At 35.0% G+C, this 21,147-nt stretch carries 20 protein-coding genes, 6 tRNA genes and 2 rRNA genes; all 28 read right to left on the bottom strand.

What is annotated here, in order from left to right:
* Positions 1–631: 631 nt before the first annotated feature.
* Positions 632–1,981: an alanine/glycine:cation symporter family protein gene (locus DYH56_RS14155; RefSeq protein ID WP_310739965.1), complete on the bottom strand. Its 1,350-nt coding sequence runs from the start codon at positions 1,979–1,981 to the stop codon at positions 632–634.
* Positions 1,982–2,522: 541 nt separating this feature from the next.
* On the bottom strand, positions 2,523–2,840 hold the full coding sequence (hpf, locus tag DYH56_RS14150) for a ribosome hibernation-promoting factor, HPF/YfiA family (RefSeq protein ID WP_114643520.1): 318 nt from the start codon (positions 2,838–2,840) through the stop codon (positions 2,523–2,525).
* Between the two features lie 176 nt (positions 2,841–3,016).
* Positions 3,017–4,234, bottom strand: coding sequence for a phosphoglycerate kinase (locus DYH56_RS14145; RefSeq protein WP_114643519.1), 1,218 nt, complete (start codon positions 4,232–4,234; stop codon positions 3,017–3,019).
* A 119-nt stretch (positions 4,235–4,353) separates the two neighbouring features.
* Positions 4,354–5,370 carry a type I glyceraldehyde-3-phosphate dehydrogenase gene (gene gap, locus DYH56_RS14140; RefSeq protein WP_114643518.1) on the bottom strand — a complete coding sequence of 339 codons (1,017 nt, stop codon included), beginning with the start codon at positions 5,368–5,370 and terminating at the stop codon, positions 4,354–4,356.
* A 111-nt stretch (positions 5,371–5,481) separates the two neighbouring features.
* Positions 5,482–6,366, bottom strand: coding sequence for an RluA family pseudouridine synthase (locus DYH56_RS14135; RefSeq protein WP_114643517.1), 885 nt, complete (start codon positions 6,364–6,366; stop codon positions 5,482–5,484).
* Between the two features lie 276 nt (positions 6,367–6,642).
* Positions 6,643–7,737: a D-alanyl-D-alanine carboxypeptidase family protein gene (locus DYH56_RS14130; protein ID WP_114643516.1), complete on the bottom strand. Its 1,095-nt coding sequence runs from the start codon at positions 7,735–7,737 to the stop codon at positions 6,643–6,645.
* A 115-nt stretch (positions 7,738–7,852) separates the two neighbouring features.
* Entirely contained in the window at positions 7,853–8,221 is a 369-nt protein-coding gene (nifU, locus tag DYH56_RS14125) for a Fe-S cluster assembly scaffold protein NifU (RefSeq protein WP_114643515.1), read from the bottom strand.
* A gap of 25 nt (positions 8,222–8,246) precedes the next feature.
* A complete protein-coding gene (locus DYH56_RS14120) occupies positions 8,247–9,422 on the bottom strand; it encodes a cysteine desulfurase family protein (RefSeq protein WP_114643514.1) in 1,176 nt (391 codons plus the stop codon).
* Between the two features lie 128 nt (positions 9,423–9,550).
* The gene (nth, locus tag DYH56_RS14115) at positions 9,551–10,219 is read right to left on the bottom strand and encodes an endonuclease III (RefSeq protein ID WP_114643513.1); all 669 of its coding nucleotides are present in this window, start codon (positions 10,217–10,219) and stop codon (positions 9,551–9,553) included.
* A 117-nt stretch (positions 10,220–10,336) separates the two neighbouring features.
* The gene (locus DYH56_RS14110) at positions 10,337–10,819 is read right to left on the bottom strand and encodes a nucleotidyltransferase family protein (protein WP_114643512.1); all 483 of its coding nucleotides are present in this window, start codon (positions 10,817–10,819) and stop codon (positions 10,337–10,339) included.
* A gap of 414 nt (positions 10,820–11,233) precedes the next feature.
* Positions 11,234–11,410: a rubredoxin gene (locus tag DYH56_RS14105; RefSeq protein ID WP_114643511.1), complete on the bottom strand. Its 177-nt coding sequence runs from the start codon at positions 11,408–11,410 to the stop codon at positions 11,234–11,236.
* Positions 11,411–11,446: 36 nt separating this feature from the next.
* Positions 11,447–11,605, bottom strand: a complete 159-nt coding sequence (gene rd / locus DYH56_RS14100; RefSeq protein WP_114643510.1) for a rubredoxin — start codon at positions 11,603–11,605, stop codon at positions 11,447–11,449.
* A 69-nt stretch (positions 11,606–11,674) separates the two neighbouring features.
* The gene (gene rbr, locus DYH56_RS14095; protein WP_114643509.1) at positions 11,675–12,247 is read right to left on the bottom strand and encodes a rubrerythrin; all 573 of its coding nucleotides are present in this window, start codon (positions 12,245–12,247) and stop codon (positions 11,675–11,677) included.
* Between the two features lie 105 nt (positions 12,248–12,352).
* Complete coding sequence (locus tag DYH56_RS14090; RefSeq protein WP_233500050.1) at positions 12,353–12,865, bottom strand: ferritin; 513 nt, start codon at positions 12,863–12,865, stop codon at positions 12,353–12,355.
* A 157-nt stretch (positions 12,866–13,022) separates the two neighbouring features.
* Positions 13,023–13,445, bottom strand: a complete 423-nt coding sequence (locus DYH56_RS14085) for a Fur family transcriptional regulator (protein ID WP_114643508.1) — start codon at positions 13,443–13,445, stop codon at positions 13,023–13,025.
* A gap of 89 nt (positions 13,446–13,534) precedes the next feature.
* The gene (locus tag DYH56_RS14080) at positions 13,535–13,981 is read right to left on the bottom strand and encodes a GNAT family N-acetyltransferase (protein WP_114643507.1); all 447 of its coding nucleotides are present in this window, start codon (positions 13,979–13,981) and stop codon (positions 13,535–13,537) included.
* A gap of 27 nt (positions 13,982–14,008) precedes the next feature.
* Positions 14,009–14,740, bottom strand: a complete 732-nt coding sequence (truA, locus tag DYH56_RS14075; RefSeq protein WP_114643506.1) for a tRNA pseudouridine(38-40) synthase TruA — start codon at positions 14,738–14,740, stop codon at positions 14,009–14,011.
* Positions 14,741–14,839: 99 nt separating this feature from the next.
* Positions 14,840–14,923: transfer RNA gene (locus tag DYH56_RS14070), tRNA-Leu, on the bottom strand.
* Between the two features lie 7 nt (positions 14,924–14,930).
* Positions 14,931–15,006, bottom strand: a tRNA-Lys gene (locus DYH56_RS14065).
* A 24-nt stretch (positions 15,007–15,030) separates the two neighbouring features.
* Positions 15,031–15,106 (bottom strand) — tRNA-His (locus tag DYH56_RS14060).
* Between the two features lie 7 nt (positions 15,107–15,113).
* Positions 15,114–15,189: transfer RNA gene (locus tag DYH56_RS14055), tRNA-Gly, on the bottom strand.
* A gap of 24 nt (positions 15,190–15,213) precedes the next feature.
* Positions 15,214–15,290: transfer RNA gene (locus DYH56_RS14050), tRNA-Pro, on the bottom strand.
* A 238-nt stretch (positions 15,291–15,528) separates the two neighbouring features.
* Entirely contained in the window at positions 15,529–17,298 is a 1,770-nt protein-coding gene (locus tag DYH56_RS14045) for a 5'-nucleotidase C-terminal domain-containing protein (protein ID WP_158539166.1), read from the bottom strand.
* Positions 17,299–17,361: 63 nt separating this feature from the next.
* Entirely contained in the window at positions 17,362–19,374 is a 2,013-nt protein-coding gene (locus tag DYH56_RS14040; protein WP_158539165.1) for a 5'-nucleotidase C-terminal domain-containing protein, read from the bottom strand.
* A gap of 22 nt (positions 19,375–19,396) precedes the next feature.
* Entirely contained in the window at positions 19,397–20,569 is a 1,173-nt protein-coding gene (locus DYH56_RS14035; RefSeq protein WP_199533037.1) for a YibE/F family protein, read from the bottom strand.
* A 159-nt stretch (positions 20,570–20,728) separates the two neighbouring features.
* Positions 20,729–20,804 (bottom strand) — tRNA-Lys (locus DYH56_RS14030).
* A gap of 21 nt (positions 20,805–20,825) precedes the next feature.
* A 5S ribosomal RNA gene (gene rrf / locus DYH56_RS14025) occupies positions 20,826–20,942 on the bottom strand.
* Between the two features lie 79 nt (positions 20,943–21,021).
* Positions 21,022–21,147: ribosomal RNA gene (locus DYH56_RS14020) — 23S ribosomal RNA — on the bottom strand; the annotation flags it as partial.

Here is a 21,147-nt window from a genome sequence, read left to right as displayed (position 1 = left end):
ATCCTGAGCCAGGATCAAACTCTACATTCAAATTTATATCCTAACTTCATAAATGAAGTTTAGCTATCTATTAAAAGATAATTATTTTTATAGTGGTTCATTCCACTGTACACCTTAATCGATTGTTCGAAACAAAAGTTTCAAACGACAATTGAGTTTTTAATTTACACTTTCTTTCTCTATTTAATTGCTAATGTCCTGTTGTCTGCTTCAAAGATATTTCTCTGATGCACAAGAAGAAGTATACCGCGTTTACAACTTTTCGTCAAGGATTTTTTTATTTTTTTATTGCTTTTTCAAAAAAACATTTTCTAAAGCTCAGCTGAAAAAACTCCCCACCTCCTATTTCTCCTGATTTTATTACCATACAACCGATAAAAACACAAATGTTATCATCGATAGGAACAACAACAAAAAATTCTCCATCTATCTTTATAACAGCACTAATGTTGTTTCATTGAAAAAATAAAAAAAAATAAAAGTCCCCTGCCTGTAATAGTCGTACAGTTAGGAGACTTTTATTTATATATTTTATTTTAAGGAAAGAAAGAAATGAAAAAAATATTACTATTTTCATTTGCTTATACCTATCAGACGCAGCAAGTTTTAAAAAAGTTTAAATTTTTTTATTTTATATTGTAATTTTAGTTTTACCCATCTTTTGCTTCTTCAGAAGATTTCCTTCATAATTTTCCAGACAACCTTTCACTTCCTTGGAAAGCAGGACTATACCTATAAGATTGATTACCGTCATCAGCCCTATTCCAAAATCTGCCAAAGACCAGATAAACAGATTCCGCTGAATACCACCTTGAAACAACATCACCAACACCAAAATTTTAAACATATTTTGAAAGATATCTCTTTCAGATAAAAACATTATATTATTTTTCGCATAGAACATGATTCCTAATACTGTACTAAAGGAAAATAAAAATAATATAAGTGCTATAAATATAACTCCCCAATCTCCTACATGGTATCTGAAGGATTCCTGCAAAAACTCCATCCCCGTTAAATTTGTTTTATCTATATCAGCCAACAACATTACAAAAGCTGTGGCACTACATATTAATATAGTATCCACAAACACACCTAAAGCCTGCAATAACCCTTGTTTAACCGGATGGTCTACATCTGCTGATGCTGCTGCGCTAGGAGCACTACCGCTTCCTGCTTCATTGGAAAACAACCCTCTTTTTATTCCAATCATTATCACCGCACCTAAACTGCCCCCTACCGCCTGTTTAATTCCCAAAGCCTGTGAAACTATTTCCGTCATAAGCCCCGGTATCAAATTAATATTTTTTATCACTATAAATAATACCACCAATAAGTATAACGCGGACATAAGGGGAACTAACTTCGACAAAAGCATAGATATCTTATCTCTTTTCCCAAATATAACCACTCCTGTCAACACTATTAAAATCATCGTCACCGTCAATTGATCGATTCCAAAGGCCACCTTAAAAGATTCTGTTACAGAATTAGAAACAACCTGCATCACCCCTGCCCAGCATATCAATGCAGACATTACAAACAACACTCCCAGCCATTTTTTCCCTAAGCCTTTATCCAGGAAAAACGCCGGCCCTCCTACATATTTGCCATCTTTAGTTTTCCCCCTGTAAATAATGGCCAAAACAGTTTCTGCAAATGCCGAGGCTGATCCAATTACAGCCATTACCCACATCCAAAAAATAGATCCTGCTCCTCCAATAGATACTGCCGCTACGACCCCTACCAAATTTCCTGCCCCTACCCTGGATGCCGTGCTGATGCAAAAAGCTTGAAAAGATGTGATCCCTTGACTTTTTTCTTCATTATTTTCCCTGACTAAAGACAGCATATGCTTAAATAATCTCAACTGAACAAATTTCGTCTTCACGCTAAAAAATAACCCTGCTCCTATGAGCATCCAGACCAGTATATTCCTTTCCCATAAAATCTCATTTACAAAACTTATAATATTTCCCATTCTAACCATCTCCCAATAATAAAAAACAATATAAAAAAGCCCAAGGACTACACCTTGAGCTTCACTTAAAAAAGTTTAACTACTAAAGATGCAGGCCACCAAAACAAACCTGCATCTATCGCTTATATGCGATGACCCAGATTTAATAAATAATAGTAGTAATAGTAGTTAAATTTAAATTGCATAGCACTCTCCTCCATTTATTTAATAAAAAAAAGCCTATAGGCAAGTACCCATAGACTAAAATAACATCTCTTGATACAAATCCATCTCACTAAACTTATAGTAATACAAAATGGATTCGCATATAATTCTAACTTAAAGAATTAATTCAAATCCTGTTTCCTATAATAATAGTAATATAGAGTTGTAATAAAGTTTGATTTCTTCATTTTATTCCTCCGAACAATTTATTATTTATAAAATAATATCATCATTTTTATTTTTATTCAAGGTGTTTTATACAATAATGTTATTTTTTTAAAAAAATTCTCCCAATTATCGGTATTTATATACCCTATAATCAGGAGATCAGTTTCATCTATTCATTTTCTATTTTTTCTTCCCTCTTACCATCTATAATTTTCTTCTTTTCTTTAGTTAACACACCTTTTATTTTCTCTTTAGCCCTGTCTATCTCAGCGTACAATTCCCCGCCTTTAGTTTTAGCAATATATTTATTCCCCTTTGTATTTACTATAACTTCTACACCATATACTTTTTTATCTTCATATTTTAAAACAACTTCAGTTTCATCTATATTATTAAAATATGTTTCCAGCTTGCCAAATCTCTTCTCCGCATAATTTCTGATTCCCTCTGTTACCTCTAAGTGTCTTCCTCTTATTATCGTTCTCATAAAAATCACATCCTTATTAGTTTGTCCTCATGCTGGTAATACAAATATACGACATAATTCCAATAAAATCAAGAGAAAGCAGAGAGAAAGGCTCACCAGGAGGAGTGGTCTAAACATAAAACAAATAAAAAAAAGGAAGAGAAATCTTCCTTTTTTTATGGATAATGATCTTTTTTTTATTTCCCGCAGTTACAGTTTCCACAGTGACTACTAATAGAATCTATTCCAGGCAATACTTTTCCCTCTAAATATTCTAAAGAAGCTCCTCCACCTGTAGAGATATGAGTAAATTTGTCAGCGAATCCTAAGTCGATAGCTGCTGTTGCAGAGTCTCCTCCACCTATTATAGTGATAGCACCCTCTAAGTTTGCGATAGCTTCACACACACCGATTGTTCCCTTAGCAAAGTTAGACATTTCGAATACACCCATTGGTCCATTCCATACTACTGTCTTTGCTCCAGCTAAAGCATCTTTGAAAATTTCCACAGATTTAGGACCAATATCTAATCCCATCTCGTCTGATGGTACGTTTTCTACAGATACTATTTGGTGTCCTGCATCATTTGAGAACTCTTTAGAAGTGATAGTATCTACAGGTAAGATCAACTTATCTCCAGCTAATTCCATCAATTCCCTAGCTAAATCTAATCTGTCTTCTTCACATAAAGATTTTCCTATGTTTAATCCTTTTGCCTTTAAGAATGTAAACATCATGCCTCCACCGATAATTATCTTATCAGCCTTAGGTATTAAATTTTTGATTACAGAAATCTTATCTGAAACTTTAGCTCCACCTAAGATTGCTACCAATGGCTTTTGTGGTGCATCTACTACTCCACCAATGAATTTAATTTCTTTCTCCATTAAGAATCCTGCTGCTGATTCTGCTACGTTTGAAGCGATTCCTACGTTTGAAGCATGTGCTCTATGAGCAGTTCCAAATGCATCATTTACGAAAACATCTCCTAAAGAAGCCCAGTATTTACCTAATTCAGGATCATTTTTAGACTCCTTCTTACCATCGATGTCTTCAAATCTTGTGTTTTCAAACATCATGATCTCCCCATCTTTTAATTCTGCCACTGCAGCTTCTAATTCTGCACCTCTAGTCTCAGCTACAAACTTAACTTCTTTACCCAATAATTCAGATAATCTGGCAGCTATTGGAGCCATTGATTTCCCTGCTTTATCTTCTTCTGTTTTTACCCTTCCTAAATGAGAAAAAGCTATAACTTTTCCACCTTGCTCTAATACATATTTAATTGTATCAGTTGCTGCAACTATTCTATTGTCATTTGTAATCTTCCCGTCCTTCATAGGAACGTTAAAGTCTACTCTCATCAATACTTTTTTACCGTTTAATTCCAATTCATTTACTATTTTTTTCGCCATTCTATTAACCCCTCCATAAATATAATTACTGCCTTTAACCGCCTGAGAAATATAACACTTCCCCTAAAAAAAATAGCGGAAACCAATGCTCCCGCTATTCTATTTATTCTATTATATAATTACTTTGCTAATTGAGCAAATTTCTTACAAGTTCTGATTAATTGAGCTGTATAAGACATCTCATTGTCATACCAAGTTAAGATTTTTACTAATTGCTTTCCTTCTACTGTCATTACTTTTGTACATTGAGCATCAAACCATGATCCGAATTGGATTCCGATACAGTCAGAAGATACGATTGGCTCTTCAGTATATCCTAAAGTTTCGTTTGCTGCTGCTTTCATAGCTGCATTGATTTCTTCTGCAGTTACATTCTTTTCTAACTCTACTACTAAGTCAACACAAGATCCTGTAACAGTTGGAACTCTTACTGCTCCACCATCTAATTTTCCTAATAATTCAGGTAATACTTTTCCTACTGCTACTGCTGCTCCTGTAGATGTAGGTACCATGTTAGCTGCTCCTGCTCTTCCTCTTCTTGCATTGATATCCTTTGAATGAGGTGCATCTAAGATGTTTTGGTCATTTGTATATGCATGGATAGTAGTCATGAATCCTTTTACTAATCCAAACTCTTTGTTTAATACGTTTACAACTGGTGCTAAACAGTTAGTTGTACAAGAAGCTCCAGAGATTATAGTTTCTTCTCCAGTTAATACGTCATCGTTTACGTTGAATACGATAGTCTTAAGATCTCCTGAAGCTGGTGCAGAGATAACTACTTTTTTAGCTCCTGCATCTATATGTGCTTGAGACTTTTCTTTAGATACATAGAATCCAGTACATTCTAATACTACATCTACATCTAATGCTTTCCAAGGTAAGTCTGCTGCATTTCTTTCAGAGTATATTTTAATTTCTTTTCCGTCTACTAGTATTCCGTTTTCTGTAGCTTCAATTGAATCCATTTTGAATCTTCCTTGAGCTGTATCAAACTTTAATAAGTAAGCTAAAGTTTTAGGGTCAGTTAAGTCGTTTATTGCTACTACTTCGAATTCAGGGTTATCTGCCATTAATCTGAATGCTAATCTTCCAATTCTACCAAATCCATTTATCGCTATTTTTACTGCTGCCATAGTTCTATTCCTCCTGAGTTTTTTTTATTTTACACTATAAATATAGCTTATATTTCCAGAGTTTGTCAACGGAACGCGAGTATTAATTTTGCAACAATCTTTGATCTATTTTTACCCTATCACCTCCCCTTTTACAATTCTCTCCATGTCATCAGGTAAAGTTGTAGTTACAGTTTCCTCCTCCCCTGTATCCGGATTAGTAAAGATTAATTTATAAGCATGCAGAAGCTGTCTTTTAACACTATCAACCATTCCCCCATAAAGCTCATCTCCTAATATTGGATGTCCCATAGATGATAGATGTACCCTTATTTGGTGGGTCCTTCCTGTAAATAACTCCACCTCTAGAAGGGTTAAGTTTTGATCATCCATCCTCTTTAGAACTTTCGCTCCTGTTTTTGCAGTTTGACCTCCATCCTCTATTGAAAGCAATTCTCTTTTCAGTGACTCTCCTACGCAACCAATTGACTCCTCTATAACAAACTCTTCTTCTTCAACTATCCCCTTGACTATCGTCTGATAATATTTATTCACAGTGGCTTTCTCTTTATTTTGTAAAAATGCCTGGGCAAACCCATTTTTAGCCACTACTATTATTCCAGATGTATTCATATCCAATCTATTATAAAATCTAGGTACTGTAATTTCCCCTGTCTGCTCCTTCATATAGTGCACTATTCCGTGAGCCAGTGTTTTATCCACCTTCTTTTTAGTAGGATGCACTATCAGATACGGTTCCTTATTCAGTATAATCAGGTTCTTATCCTCATACACTATATCCAGATCCATTTTGATAGGCTCGATGTTCGTTCCTTTGTTATGCTCTTTCACCAATAATCTATTCAATTTCCTTACTTTTTTATTAGGTTTCACTTTTTTCCCATTCAAAAAGATATCGATCTTCCTCATACTTCTACTGGAATAACCCAGAACTTCCTTTAAATAATCCCCAACTTTATATCCATGATATTCTGGTTCAATTGTATATTTTTTCATTGTTTCTCCTTTTTTTATGCTTTAATTTATAATTACACTTCTATCTATTATAACATAATAATAGAAAAAGGAACCCAAAGATTCCTTTCATACACATTTTACTATAAAGTTTTTTTATTCTTTTCAACTTATTTTATTTACCCTCAGATTTTCCTTTTCTGCCAATTTATCCTCTATCTCTATTTCTATATTTCATCCTCTCTAACCTTCACTTAAATTACTTTAGTTTTGTGAAAATTATGTAAATAACTAAAAAAATAGTTTTTAAAGACTCTTTTAGTTGAATATTCTCTGAAAAAACCCCATTTTTTCAATGGAGTGTTTAATTATCAAGTCACTTTTTAAATAAGTTTTACCATCTATTAAAATTCTATACTCTCCCACCACTGTCCCGGCTTCAACAGGAGCTTTTATATTCTTTTTCATTTTCACTTGTTTTTCTATTTTTCTGTTTTTAGCCATCAACTTGGTATAACTATCCTCAGCATAAAAACTCACCTGTGACTCCACACCGTCTTCTACCTTTAATGTCCCTAATTTTTCCCCGCAAACCAAAATATCTACATAACCGTAATTATTATAGAATTCATTTAAATCTTCCAGCACAATCCTGTCACGGGTCTTTTCATCCGGTGAACCAAATACAATCTTTATCATATTTAAATCATTCTTTTTAGATACTATGGAAATATTATATCCTGCCATACTATGATGCCCCGTTTTCATCCCATAGATGCCGTCTATTCCCAATAATTTATTTCTGTTTTTAAATTTCTGCTGACCATTTCTTATACTGGCGTCCTTCATAGAAGCAATTTTCATATAGTCATCATTCTTTAGCAATTCCATAGATAGTTTATAGATATCACTCACTGTAGATACATCCATCTTTGTTCCTGTCATATAGGGAGGTAAGCCTGCCGGCGTATAATAACTGGTATTTACCATACCCATAGACTCCGCTCTTTCATTCATCCTTTTTACAAATCTATCCAGGTCTCCATTTCCCACATAGTAAGCCAGAGAATATGCCGCATTATTTGCAGAATAGACAGCTGTTGCCTTGAGCAGATCTCTCACACTGAGCCTGTCTTTTGCCATCATCCATATTCTACTCCCGCCAACTTTTCTTGCCTCTTCTGGGATATCCACCATATCCTCCATGGATATTTCACCCTTAGATATGGCATCATAGGTGATTAATATCGTCATCATCTTAGTGACAGAAGCCAGTGGATAGATCTTCTCTCCATTGATACAATTTATTATTTTACCATCTGCTGTTCCTAATAATTTTGCGGCCGATCTGTCCTCTTGCCCAAAACTCAACATACCCATAACCAAATATATTCCTATAATAACTTTTTTCATCTTATTCACTTCACCCTTTTTCTCTTATAATTTATTAATAACATGCTTTTTATATCAGAGTATTATAACACATATCAAATAAAAAAGGGATAGTTTCCTACCCCCAGTAAAATCATTATTTTTTAGACAGATAATCCTCTATTGCTGCCTTTATAGCTTCTTCAGCTAATACAGAGCAATGTACTTTTGCTGCCGGCAAACCATCTAAAGCTTCTACAACAGCTTTGTTAGTTACTTGTAATGCTTCTTCTACAGTTTTATTTAAGATCATCTCTGTAGTCACAGATGATGATGCAATAGCTGAAGCACATCCAAATGTTCTGAATTTTACATCTTTGATTATTCCATCTTCTATTTTTAAGAAGATCTCCATCATATCTCCACATGATGGACTTCCTATCTTTCCATATCCATCAGGATTTTCAATTACTCCAACGTTTCTAGGATTCATGAAATGATCCATTACTTTTTTTGTATATTCCATCTATCGTCACTCCCCGTCTTTTAATTTATTTTTTAAGTTGAAATTCATTCCAAAGTGGTGAGATCGTTCTCAATTTCTCTATCACCTTAGGAGCTTCCTCTATCACATATTCTATGTCTTCACGTGTATTGAACTTTCCTAATGAAAATCTGATAGTCCCGTGAGCATCTACAACCTCTATCCCCATTGCTAACAACACATGGGAAGCCTGCAGGTCATCTGAAGAACATGCTGATCCTGAACTTACTGCTATCCCTTTATAGTCAAGTCCCAACAAGATTGACTCCCCTTCCAGATGTCTAAAACTAATACTTGAAGTTCCTGGAAGCCTTGTCGCTTCTTTACCATTTATTTTAATTTCTGGAATTCTTGCAACCATCTCTGTTTCAAAGAACGATCTCAATTCTTCCTCTTCTTTCATCTTTTCTTCCATATTTGCAGTAGCTAATTCCAAGGCTTTAGCCATCCCTACTACCCCTGCCAGGTTAGTTGTTCCAGGTCTGATCTTTCTCTCCTGACCTCCACCTGTAATCACCTTTCCCAATCTAATTCCATTTTTAACAAATAATCCGGCAGTTCCCTTGGGACCATTAAATTTATGAGCTGAAAAACTCATTAGGTCTACTCCTAATTCCTTAGGATACACAGGTATCTTTCCAACTGTCTGAACAGCGTCTGTATGAAATACAATCTTATTCTCACGAGTTATCTTAGATATCTCCTCAATAGGCTGCACTACTCCAGTCTCGTTGTTTGCGTGCATCAGAGTAACTAAGATCGTTTCCTTTCTAATAGCTTTTTTCAACTCCTCTACGATCACTACACCGTTCTTATCTACAGGGATATAAGATACTTCAAACCCCTCTCTTTCAAGGTCTTGACATGTATTCTTAGCACCCGGATGCTCTATGGCACTGGTAATTATGTGATTCCCTCTTCTTTTATAAGCTCTTGCTATACCTCTTATGGCTAAGTTATTACTTTCTACCCCTGTTCCAGTAAAAATTAATTCTGATTTCTCTATCTTTAATATGTTTGAAACAGTTTCTCTGGCTGAATCCAAAGCTCTTCCTGCCTCTTGTCCAAAACTGTGCATACTGTGAGCATTTCCATATACCTCACAAAAATAAGGTAACATTGCTTCCAATACTCTTTCATCTGTTTTTGTTGTAGCGTTGTTATCCAAATAAACTCTTCTCATAGCTTCACCCCTTATTCTATATACCCTATATTACCATTCTTTAGTTTTTATGTCAACATAATGCTTGGTATTCCAAAGGTTTGACAGTCGAAACTTTTAAGACCTTAGTATCCCTGTCCTATCCGTTGTCAGCTGTTATTTTTACCCTCTTTTTTTAATTTTTTTCTTCCAAAATTACAAAAAATATTTATTTCACACCTGTCACATTGAGGCCTTCGGGCCACACAGACATCCCTTCCCTGTAAGATTAAGTAATGCGATATATCTATCCAATACTCTCTGGGAACCATCTCCATCAATTCCCTTTCGATAATTATAGGATTATCTCCCTTAATAAGCCCTATTAAATTTGTCAGTCTCTTTACGTGGGTATCCACCGTTATTCCCTCAGCTAATCCCCATATCTGCCCTCTGACAACATTGGCTGTTTTTCTGCCTACTCCTGCTAATTCTACCAATTTATCCATCTCTTGTGGAACTTCTCCGTCATATTTTTCCAACAATATTTCACTGGTTTTCTTTATATTTTTAGCTTTATTCTTATAAAACCCTGTGCTCCTCACCAAAGTTTCTATTTCCTCCAGTTCCATCTCTGCAAATTGTTTCGGAGTATTTATCCCTTTTTTTCGAAACATCTCTTCAGTCACTATATTTACCCTTTTATCGGTACATTGAGCCGACAAGCTTACAGCCACTAATAGTTCAAAAGGAGTCTCATAGTTCAGTGCACACTCAGGTTTTCCAAATTTTTCACGGAGTACAGCTATTATCTTTTTAACTTTTTGTTTTTTTGTCACAACTCTTTCTCCTTGGCAGCTTTTAGCCAAATTTAAATTTTATAAAATTTTCCCACATAAATTAAACAGATTATGACTAATTAAAAACCCTATTATGCTAATCAGTATTCTTGGTGACTAAGTTTTTAATTTCCATCTTTTCTCCGGCTCCAGATATTCCAAACCTATATTTTCATATATTTTTTTTTCTGCTGTATTTTCCACATCTATCTCCATTCCTTTTTCCCTGTATATCTTCTCTATCAACTTCACGTGGAGTTTAGGTCCTGTAGAATGCCATAGGGTATAGTTAAAGTGTTTTGATATTTCAGGAATCATATGAATCGATATCCCGCTCTTCAATAAAAACTCATAATGATTTATTCGTCTTTCGACCTTATCATATTTAGACACCAATTCCAATATTTCTCGCTCTACTTCTTCTAAATTTTCTTTGCTTTCTAATCTAACTTCTTGATTCCCTACTACTATGTCTATATCCCCTACATCTTCCATTTTTCTTCTCAGACTCCCAGAAACTTCACAACTATATCCATGTTTTTCTAAATATTTTTCTACTTTTTTATACTCTTCCATGGCAAACTCATAGCTAAACCTCATTTTATCTCTCCTTGTGCTTTTTTTTAGTTTATCACAAAAAAGCCCTACCTCAAAATTTGAGGCAGGGCTAAAGATGAATTTAAAGATAAAAAAAGCTTACCAGATGTAAGCTTTTTTTCATCAATAATTCAATTGACACATATAGTCTTAAAAAGGGGGGCTTAAGCTCTACATGGATGTTCAAAGTCACCCTTGAACTAATATAAGTATACTAAAGTTTCTTCAAAATGTCAATCTTTTTCCGAACATTTCATAAAAAAAATTCTATTTCTACACATAACTCCACTTTGAAATGTACTGTTTATATACAAAACATTTTTTACGTATTTAAAACGTTACAAAACTTTATTTGATAACCAGACTTTATTTTCGCCATTTAAAACCAGAAAATGCCTGCAAATTTGCAGGCATTTTTTATTCCGTCTTTTCTAATTCCATCTTTTTGAATTGATCCTTTCCCACTGCACACGGCGGACAAATCCAGTCTTCAGGCACATCTTCCCATTTTGTTCCCGGTTCTACCCCTGAATCAGGATCCCCAAACTCTTCGTCATATACATAACCACATACCAAACATCGCCATTTATCCATATTTCCCCCTAAACTTTCTATCGGTAGTTCATAAAACTACATCTTTTCAAACTGATCTTTTCCCACTGCACATAGCGGACAAATCCAGTCTTCAGGCACATCTTCCCACTTTGTTCCCGGTGCTACCCCTGAATCAGGATCCCCAGCTTCTGGATCATACACATAACCACATACTATACATAACCACTTATCCATATATATTCCTCCTAATTTTTAAGTTTTAAACTGCTTATTTATGATATTACTCCATAATTTAGGTTTTTCCTAATAATTATTTTCTTTAATCTCAAAATGACTTTGCGGATGCAGGCACGCCGGACAAACCTCCAATGCCTCCTCTCCTTCATGTACGAACCCGCAGTTTCTGCACTTCCACCTAACTACATTTTTCTTTCTAAATACACTATTATTTTCTAAATTCTCCAGTAATTTTAAATATCTGGCTTCATGTTCCTTTTCCACAGCCGATATACTTCTGTATGCTAATGCAATTTCAGGAAACCCTTCTTTTTCTGCGACGTCTGCAAAATGAGGGTATAAATCTGTCCATTCTTCATTTTCTCCAGCTGCTGCATTTTCTAAATTTTTCTCTGTAGTACCCACCTGGTTAGTCGGGTAGGTAGCTGTAATTTCTACATTCCCCCCCTCTAAGAATCTAAAATATCTTTTGGCATGCTGCACTTCATTGTCTGCAGTCTCTAAGAAAATTGCTGCAATTTGTTCATACCCTTCTTTTTTAGCCTGCTTGGCGTACAACTTGTACCTGTTGGTAGCCTGTGATTCCCCTGCAAAAGATTTCAGTAAATTTTTCTCAGTTTCAGTACCCCTAATCTTCATAAAAACCTCCTGTGACTTTCAGTCAAATTTATAATTTATAATGTATAATTTACAATTTAGAATGAATAATTACTTTAATTTTCAATTATTCATTTTCAATTATTTTTAAACCTGGGTAGGATCCACAAAAACTCTAGCCTGCATCTCCCTATCCAGCATGAATAAACCTGTCCCTTTCCCCTCTACCATCTTTAGCTGCTCTAATACAGAAGACGCATGAGCCTCCTCCTCTACCTGTTCTTTTATATACCATTGAAGCATATTTATAGTAGCATAATCTTTTACCTCATGGGCCACTTCTAAAACCTCATCGATGGATTCAGTTATAAATTTTTCATGTTTATAAGTATCTTCAAATACATCTATAGGGTCTTTCCACTCTGTTTTTACAGCCGCCACCTCAGCCAACACAGCTTTTTCTCCCCTCTCTAACAAATAATCGAAGAATTTTAATGCATGAGACATCTCCTCTTGATACTGTACCCTCATATAGTTAGCAAATCCCGGTAAATTTTTAGAAGCCAGATAAGCACTCATGGATAGATATAGATGCGCAGAATACATCTCCTTATTAATTTGTTCATTTAAAATTTCCAACATTTTTTTATTCATTGCCATTTTTTATTTCCTCCTGAATTTTAATAAAGTTCAACCCAATTTTTTATAAGGTGCTTTTTTTTATACCAGCCCACACATTCTTTTCCTTCTTTTATATTTATAGATAAAAAAAATTCTCCATTAAAAATGAAGAATTATCTTTATCGTTACTTGAACATTATTTTTTTCCCTTTAAACACTTACTGCATACACCTTTAAAATAAAGATGATGTTCATTTATTTGACAATTATCAAGTTCAGGAATATTTATCTTATCCATCCCAATATTAAGATCACTGACCTCTCCACATTCATCACATTTAAAATGTCCGTGTATACTTGTATCAGCATCATATCTGGTTTCATTCTCTTCTACTAAAATTACTATAGCAATCTTCTTTTCTACGAATAAATTCAATGTATTATATACTGTAGTTTTAGATAAAGTTGGTATTTCCGGAGCAAGGCTCTTATACATCATATCTATTGTGGGATGATTTTTATTCACTATTAAGTATTCAAAAATTTTCATTCTTTGATAAGATGGTCTTATGTCGTGACTTTTTAAATATGAACTTATTTTTTCTATATTTAATTTCATTTCTGCCTCCTTTTGCTTTTAATTTTGTAATGATTTCACATATAATTTTATTATATTTTTGTCATTTTGTCAACCAAATGATTTTTTTGTTATATTTCCCTGCCAAAGTAAAGCCGGTCTATACCCTTTCCATATTCATCTTTTAACATCTCTTCCATCTTAAACCCTAGTTTTTTATATAATTCTATAGCTTCCTTATTTTCCAAAGAAACTGTCAGACCTATTTTTTTTATCTTATTTTTTCTAAACACTTTCATAGATTCTTCCAGAAGTTTTTTTCCATAACCGCATTTTCTATACTCTTTTTTTATAGAAAATCCGTACAAAAATACTTCTTCACCCTCAAAATCTCTCATATATTCAGCTATTCCTATGACCTCATCCTCTATAACCAACACAAACACCTTTCCATACCGGATTATGGGTTTCAAGATCCATTCATCCACTCCGCCGCTTAGTCCAAAGGCCTCTTTTTCCACCTCTATAATCTGATCTATATATTTTTTATCCTTTGCTTTTATCTCCAAAAATTTCATTTTTATCCCCCTAAAACAGCCAAACAACTAGTAGTTTATCTCATATAGATACAACCCTGCTCCATCTACAACTATCTTCTCATCTTTAGGGTTGGGAGTTTCTAATTTTTTTAAGAGATAGTCCCTGGATCTTTCATTGAAATACACAGCCAGAGAGCTTCCTACCATTATCCTGATCTGTGTCTTTAGAAAAGCATTTCCCTTTATATAGATTCCTATCTTATGATTCTCCTTTTCATAACATCTAATCTCAAAAATTTCCCTTATAGGGTTATTCCCGCCACAATCTGTCATCCTAAACCCATCAAAATTATGTCTGCCTAAAAACACCTTCATTATATCATAAAGTTTATCCACATCGATCTTTTCTTTGACCTCGGTTAGATACCTGCTTTCAAATACACTTCTTCTGGGAGTTAATATAAATTCGTAGGCTCTTGTTTTTGCTGAAAATCTGGAATGAAATTCCATATCCACTTCTTCTACCTTTAATATTTTAATATCCTTAGGAGTGATATTATCGAGAGCATAAACCAGCCTGTTTGTTGGGATTTTTGAGTCGGTAGTAAAGTTAGAAACTTGTTTGACTGCATGAACTCCCCTGTCAGTCCTTCCTGAGCTTATTAAGTTCACCCTTTCCCTTATTATCTTGTACAACCCTTTTTCAAGTTCCCCCTGCACAGTTCGTCTGTCTGGTTGTCTTTGAAACCCGAAAAAATCACTTCCATCATATTGATAGATAAGTTTTATATTCCTCATTTTTTCATCTCCTAGATAAGATTTTAATTTTATAATAAAAGCCGCCTCTTTCTAACAAAAAAAACCCTAGAATAAATTCTAGAGTTTAAAACTTTAACATGGTGCGGAGGGGGGGACTTGAACCCCCACGTCGAAGACACTAGATCCTAAGTCTAGCGCGTCTGCCAATTCCGCCACCCCCGCGTATGGATGGTGCGCCACACAGGGTTTGAACCTGTGACAACTCGATTAAAAGTCGAGTGCTCTACCAGCTGAGCTAGTGGCGCATAAATATAAAGTTTTTAAAATGTTGGGGTGGCTGACGGGACTCGAACCCGCGACAACCAGTACCACAAACTGGCGCTCTACCAACTGAACTACAACCACCACATTTTGGAGCGGGAAACCAGGTTCGAACTGGCGACATTCAGCTTGGAAGGCTGACGCTCTACCAACTGAGCTATTCCCGCGTATCTTGGTATATTTTATTGAAATGGTCGGAACAATAGGATTCGAACCTATGACCCCCTGCTCCCAAGGCAGGTGCGCTACCGGGCTGCGCTATGCTCCGTTGTTATCGTTCCCTCACGACAAGAATAATAATATCATAATAAAGTTAAAGAGTCAACACTTTTTCGTATTTTTTTTTATATTTTTTAAAAAAATATAAAATTGCAAAAAAGAGGGCGACCCAAAAGTAGATTTCACTTTGAAATAGCCACTAAATAATGTGTTTCTCTAATCGGTTAATTACTATATTTAGTAATCAAAAAGAGGCTTGACCCTTTTGGGTCAGCCTCTTTAAGGTTTTAGTTTGCTTTGGGTAAAGCTATTTTCTCTCCAACAAAAATTATATCCGGATTTGTAATCTTTTTATTTTCCTTTAAGATTGTATCCATATCTATCCCAGTTTTTTTAGAGATTGTTCTCAATGTATCCCCTGATTGTACTGTATACACCGAAGCATCCGATACTTCTTTTTCAATCTTCGTACCAGCAAATACTCTTCCATCTACTGAAGTATGAGTGATTCCATTAACTTTAATATATTGTCCTAAGATCTCCTCAATACTCTCATATTCATTCACAGTCTTCTTTCCTTTTAGAGAGGCATATTTATCCCCTCCTACAGCCATAAAGTCATTTGTAGCGATCTTATAAGTTTTAGTCAGGTCTAATTTTTCCCCATTATTAAATGTAACGTCATATACTTTATTTCCCACTTCCTTTGTTGGATCAAACTTAAATGTAAATCCTGCTACATGGGGGAATGCTCCCCTTGCATCTGGGTAAGATTGGACACCATTTTCAATAGCATCTTTTAGATCCTGACCAGTTATCTCCTTTACTACTACATAGTTTCCAAAAGGTAATACCGAGATGATATTTCCCCTGGTAATTATTCCTTTTTGGATAGAAGCTCTTATTCCGCCACCATTAGTTATTACACCTTCAGCCCCTGTTTTTGCTAACATTGCCTCTGTAATCATATCTCCTAAGTTAGTTTCACCAGCTCTTACCTCATTTCTTTCACCAACTAAAAGTACAGGAGTCTCTCCCACAACTACAGATGTAATCTTGTCATTCTCTGTATTTACTTCATCTATAATTGCTCTTATGGCAGGGTCTTCCTCAACATTTTCCATTGCATATTCTTTGGTAAATAATTTTGCTGTCTCAACTTTCGATCCATCTTTACCTAATTTAACCGTTACTTCCCCTAAATTTTTATCATAGAATCCAGATTGAACAATAAGAGTTTCGTCTACCAGCATTCCTTCTTCTAAAGCAGTATGGCTATGTCCATCTACAATTAGATCTATTCCATCTACTTCTTGAGCCACTTTAATACTTGTATAAACCGAATCTTCGTCTACACCTAGATGGGAAAGTGCAACGATGTAGTTTACACCTTGAGCTTCTAGAGCCGTTACAGACTCTTTCGCTGCTGCGATAGGATCATCAAAGGTCACAGCCTCTACATTGGCAGGATTCGTCTTATACGCTGTCTCAGGAGTTGCCAACCCAAAGATACCTATCCTTACACCATTTGGTAAAGTTTTGATTGTATATGGTTTAAATGCTTTTTCTCCCGTATCTTTATAAGTAAGGTTTGATACTACCACTGGAAAGTTCATTGTATTTTGTAATTTTTCAATCCTGTCCAACCCGTAGTTATAATCGTGGTTTCCTGTTGTCATGGCGTCATAACCCATTTCATTCATAACTCTTACTACAGATGCTCCCTTGGTCAAGGCCGCAAATACAGTTCCATGAATTGTATCCCCTGCATCCAAAAATAATACATTTGGGTCTTCTGCTCTGGTTTGTTTAACTATGGTGCTTACTCTGGCTAACCCCATTCCATCGTATTTACCAGCATCTACCCTTCCATGAATATCATTTACATGCATCACTTTAAACTCTACATCTTCATTCACTACTAATTTTTCCGTTGCCACTACATCTGCTTTGTTCCCATTTACCTTACTAGGTTCATCTGTTTTTGTAGTTTTTCCACATGCTACCACTAAAAGTAACATCATCGCCGACAAGATCTTAACAAATTTTTTCATCATCATTTTTCCTCCCTATTTAATATATATTTAAAAGGTACAGATAAATTCTGTACCTTTTTAAATTTAATTTGCAGGAATTATTAACTCTTCCCCAGTTCTTATTAGATCTGCATTTTTAATATTTTTATTTTCCTTTAAAATTTCAGAAATTTCAAGGTCAAATTTATTAGCTATACCTCCTAAAGTGTCCCCTGCTTTCACTGTATACGCTGCAATTTCTTCTGCAACGACATAATCTTTTAAATTGATAGATTTAACATTAAGTGTTCTTCCATCAGCTGATCTAGGAATAACGATTTCTCCTTCACTAATCATCTCATAGATAGCATCTCTTTCTGGATAATCTAATTTAACACCAATTATTTCCCAATTGTTATGCACGACAGGCACTAATTTTCCATTTTTTTCTTCCCTGGTATATCTGATAATCAGATCTCTTATTCTTCCTGCATCCTGCATAGTTTCATATGAATCGTAGTATTTATCTTCAGGTTTTGCCCAGCCGTTCTTAGTTAGAGTACCAAATCTATAGTTGTTTACCGCAACCCTATATGTCTTAGCCGGATCGATAGGTTCACCGTTGATTGTTGGATTAACTACCCTATTTCCCGCATCTTTAGACAGGTCCACCTTATAGTCTACCCCTGCAAACATATCATAGTTATACCCTCTTATGTCTTCATTGAATGAGATCGTTACATCCCCTTCATTCCAAGTGTTATAGTATGACATGGACCACTCCATAAACTTAAGTAAGTTTTCTCCGGTCATATTTACTCCAACCAGAGTATTTGCATATTTATAGATATTAGCTACATCTTTATTATGGAATTTTCCTGCTTTTAAATTGGCTTCTGCCTTAAAGAATGCCGCTGATGATACATCTGCATCTGCATACTTTAACTGCACATCATTTATCAGGTCTATTACAGCATTTGGCTGTAACTGGGCTGTAGGCATGGTAGTTACCTTGTCTTCACCTGTGATAAAGTCTGGTCTGGCTATAAATGTTTCACTAACTTCTCCAATCACTGTATTTGCCACGGCTTTAGACTGAGCATCTATACCTTTAAATTCATCCAATATCTTTTGATCGGCTTTTATTGTCTTAGTTTGAATATTTTCCACATCTATCCCTGTGATAACCCATTTTCCGTCTTCTTTTTTTATATGGATATCAGCTTTGGATACTGCCCAACCTGCAAATCCAGGTTCTACAATTGGAGTATCATTTATATTTTCAACATATTTAGCATGTTCATGTCCACCGAATATCACATCAAATTCAGGCACTTTATTGGCCAGATCATAGATCCCGGCTCCGCCATATTCATCTTCCCTTCCCATATGAAAAGATCCAACTAAGATATCATACTGGCCATCTAATTCTTTCACGGTCTCTTGTACAGATTCCAATATCTTGTTGAACTCCAATCCCTTAAAATGACTAGGAGAAGATGATTCCCACATAGGTACATATGGAGGGATAACTCCTACAACAGCTACTCTGGCTCCATTTATATTAAAAATTTGATATGGATTTACGAAGTTTGATCCGTCTTTTTTATTTTTGATATTAGCCGAAAGTACAGTCCCATTAAAGTTAGATATATTTCTCTCTACAAATTCTTTTTCAAAGTTAAATTCATGATTTCCTAAAGTCCAAATATCGTAACCTATGCTGTTCATAGCTTCTATCATTGGATGCACTTCAAGGTCATTGAATAATTCCGATGAGTTATCCTGAACTGTATCTCCATCATCCATCAGTATCATATTTGGATTCTCTGCTCTTAAGGCATTAACAATAGTCGATACTTTTGCTAAACCTGCATCATCATCTTTACCATCTATTGCATAATCATAGGGATAAATTCTACCATGTACATCGGAAGTTGCTGCTACTCTGATAGTTTGTTCAGCTAGATCTTCCTCACCTTTTACAATGACTTCATGGGTTACTACCCTCTCTGTCACCTCCATTTTTACCGGTTCTTTCTTTTCTACCGGCACATCATTTGAATTACAAGCCATAAAAATACTTGTTATCAGTGTTGCGATTAAAAACTTTTTCATCTTTCCCTCCTTGATTTTTATGTTAAAAATTTATTGCAGAATTTAACTTTTTTTTCCTTTTTAAAAATAATCCGCCTTTTTTCTTTATGAGATAGACCGAAATACTGGCAGTTATAGGGACCGTCAACACTATTCCAATACTTCCGGACAACGCCTGGATAAGTTCTATTGCTATCACCGGCATATTTATAAACTGCTTAGTATTCATTTGAAATCCCCATATCATCAGCATTAGATTCAGTGAACTTCCGGTAAATGCCAAAATCAATGTATTGGTCATGGTACCCATTATATCTTTTCCTATGTCCATGAGGGAGATAAAGAGGTCATCCAGGTGAATATCCGGATTTCTTTTACACAGTTCATTACACGATGATGCAATAGACATGGCCACATCATTGATAGCCCCTAAAGATGCTATCAGTATAGAGGTAAACATGAGGCCGTTTATCTTCACATGGTAGTCCGCTGCCAAATATAAAATCTGTTCTCCTTTTTCCATATGGATCCCCGTCAACTTGGATAAACTTCCAAAGGTGTAGGAGATTGCCCCTGAGATCATCACCCCTGCAATAGTTCCCAGTATAGCCGAATAGGTTTTTCTGTTAAAATCACCTATTAATAAAAATGTTACAACCGTTATTATCGAACACAATAATATTGCCCAAGGGATTGGGTTGCCCCCTCTAAATATTATAGGGATGAGAACAAATATTATAATTACTCCTGTAAACACAAGAGACAGTATCGATTTAGCTCCGCTTAAACGCCCAAAAACAAGCAATGTTAAACAAAATAATCCGATCAATATATAAATATATCGATCCATTTTATAGTTATAGAACCACACATGTTCCTTTCCATCTTTCTCCCTAATTGTGAATATAGCTTTCATCCCTGGTTTAGCAAATATATTATGTCTGTTGCTCAACACATTTATCACGCTATACACCTGATCTTTATGGATCCCTTCCAATATCTTAACCTCTATCTTTTGTTTCCCCACATATCTTCCGGGAATCAATGGATCTGGATTTATAGTTTCTTCCTTTATAGATAAAACTTCCCCATCTACAAATTCATAGTTAAAATATTTCTGTACTCCGAAATTTTTATTTACTGCTAGTGATGTATAGATTATTCCTATAATAGATATAACCACCATAACTATTAGTATTTTTTTATGTTTTGTCATCCTAAAATCATCCTTTTTTGTTATTTAAAACCATTTTTTATGTTTTTTAAACTGAATTTAAGTATAAACTAACTCATCTTTTTTTTCAAGTTTTATAAAAAAAATAGACAAAAAAAAGAGTCTCCAAAATAATTGGTGACTCTAGTATTTATTTAATAATGGTGCGCCACACAGGGTTTGAACCTGTGACAACTCGATTAAAAGTCGAGTGCTCTACCAGCTGAGCTAGTGGCGCATATATCAAAAAATAAAAAAGACTTGGCAAGTTCCTATCCTCCCAAGGGGCTGCCCCCTAAGTACTTTCGGCGTTTACGGACTTAACTTCTGGGTTCGGAATGTGACCAGGTGTACCCCCGTAGCTTTTCTTACCAAGCTTACTTTCTTATGAATGTTGTACATTCAAAACTATATAATAATGTTTTTTCAAATTAACTTTCTAAATCATTTTGCTTTAGGTTAAGTGTTCGTCATATTAGTATTGGTCAGCTAAAGACTTCACAGCCCTTACACCCCCAACCTATCAACCTCGTAGTCTCCAAGGTGACTTATCAATGATAGAATACTTATCTCTGAGTTGG

The organism is Psychrilyobacter piezotolerans, assembly GCF_003391055.1.
Classification (GTDB): Bacteria; Fusobacteriota; Fusobacteriia; order Fusobacteriales; family Fusobacteriaceae; genus Psychrilyobacter; species Psychrilyobacter piezotolerans.
Note: the sequence above shows the minus strand (reverse complement) of the source record. Positions and strands in the feature narration are given on the sequence as shown.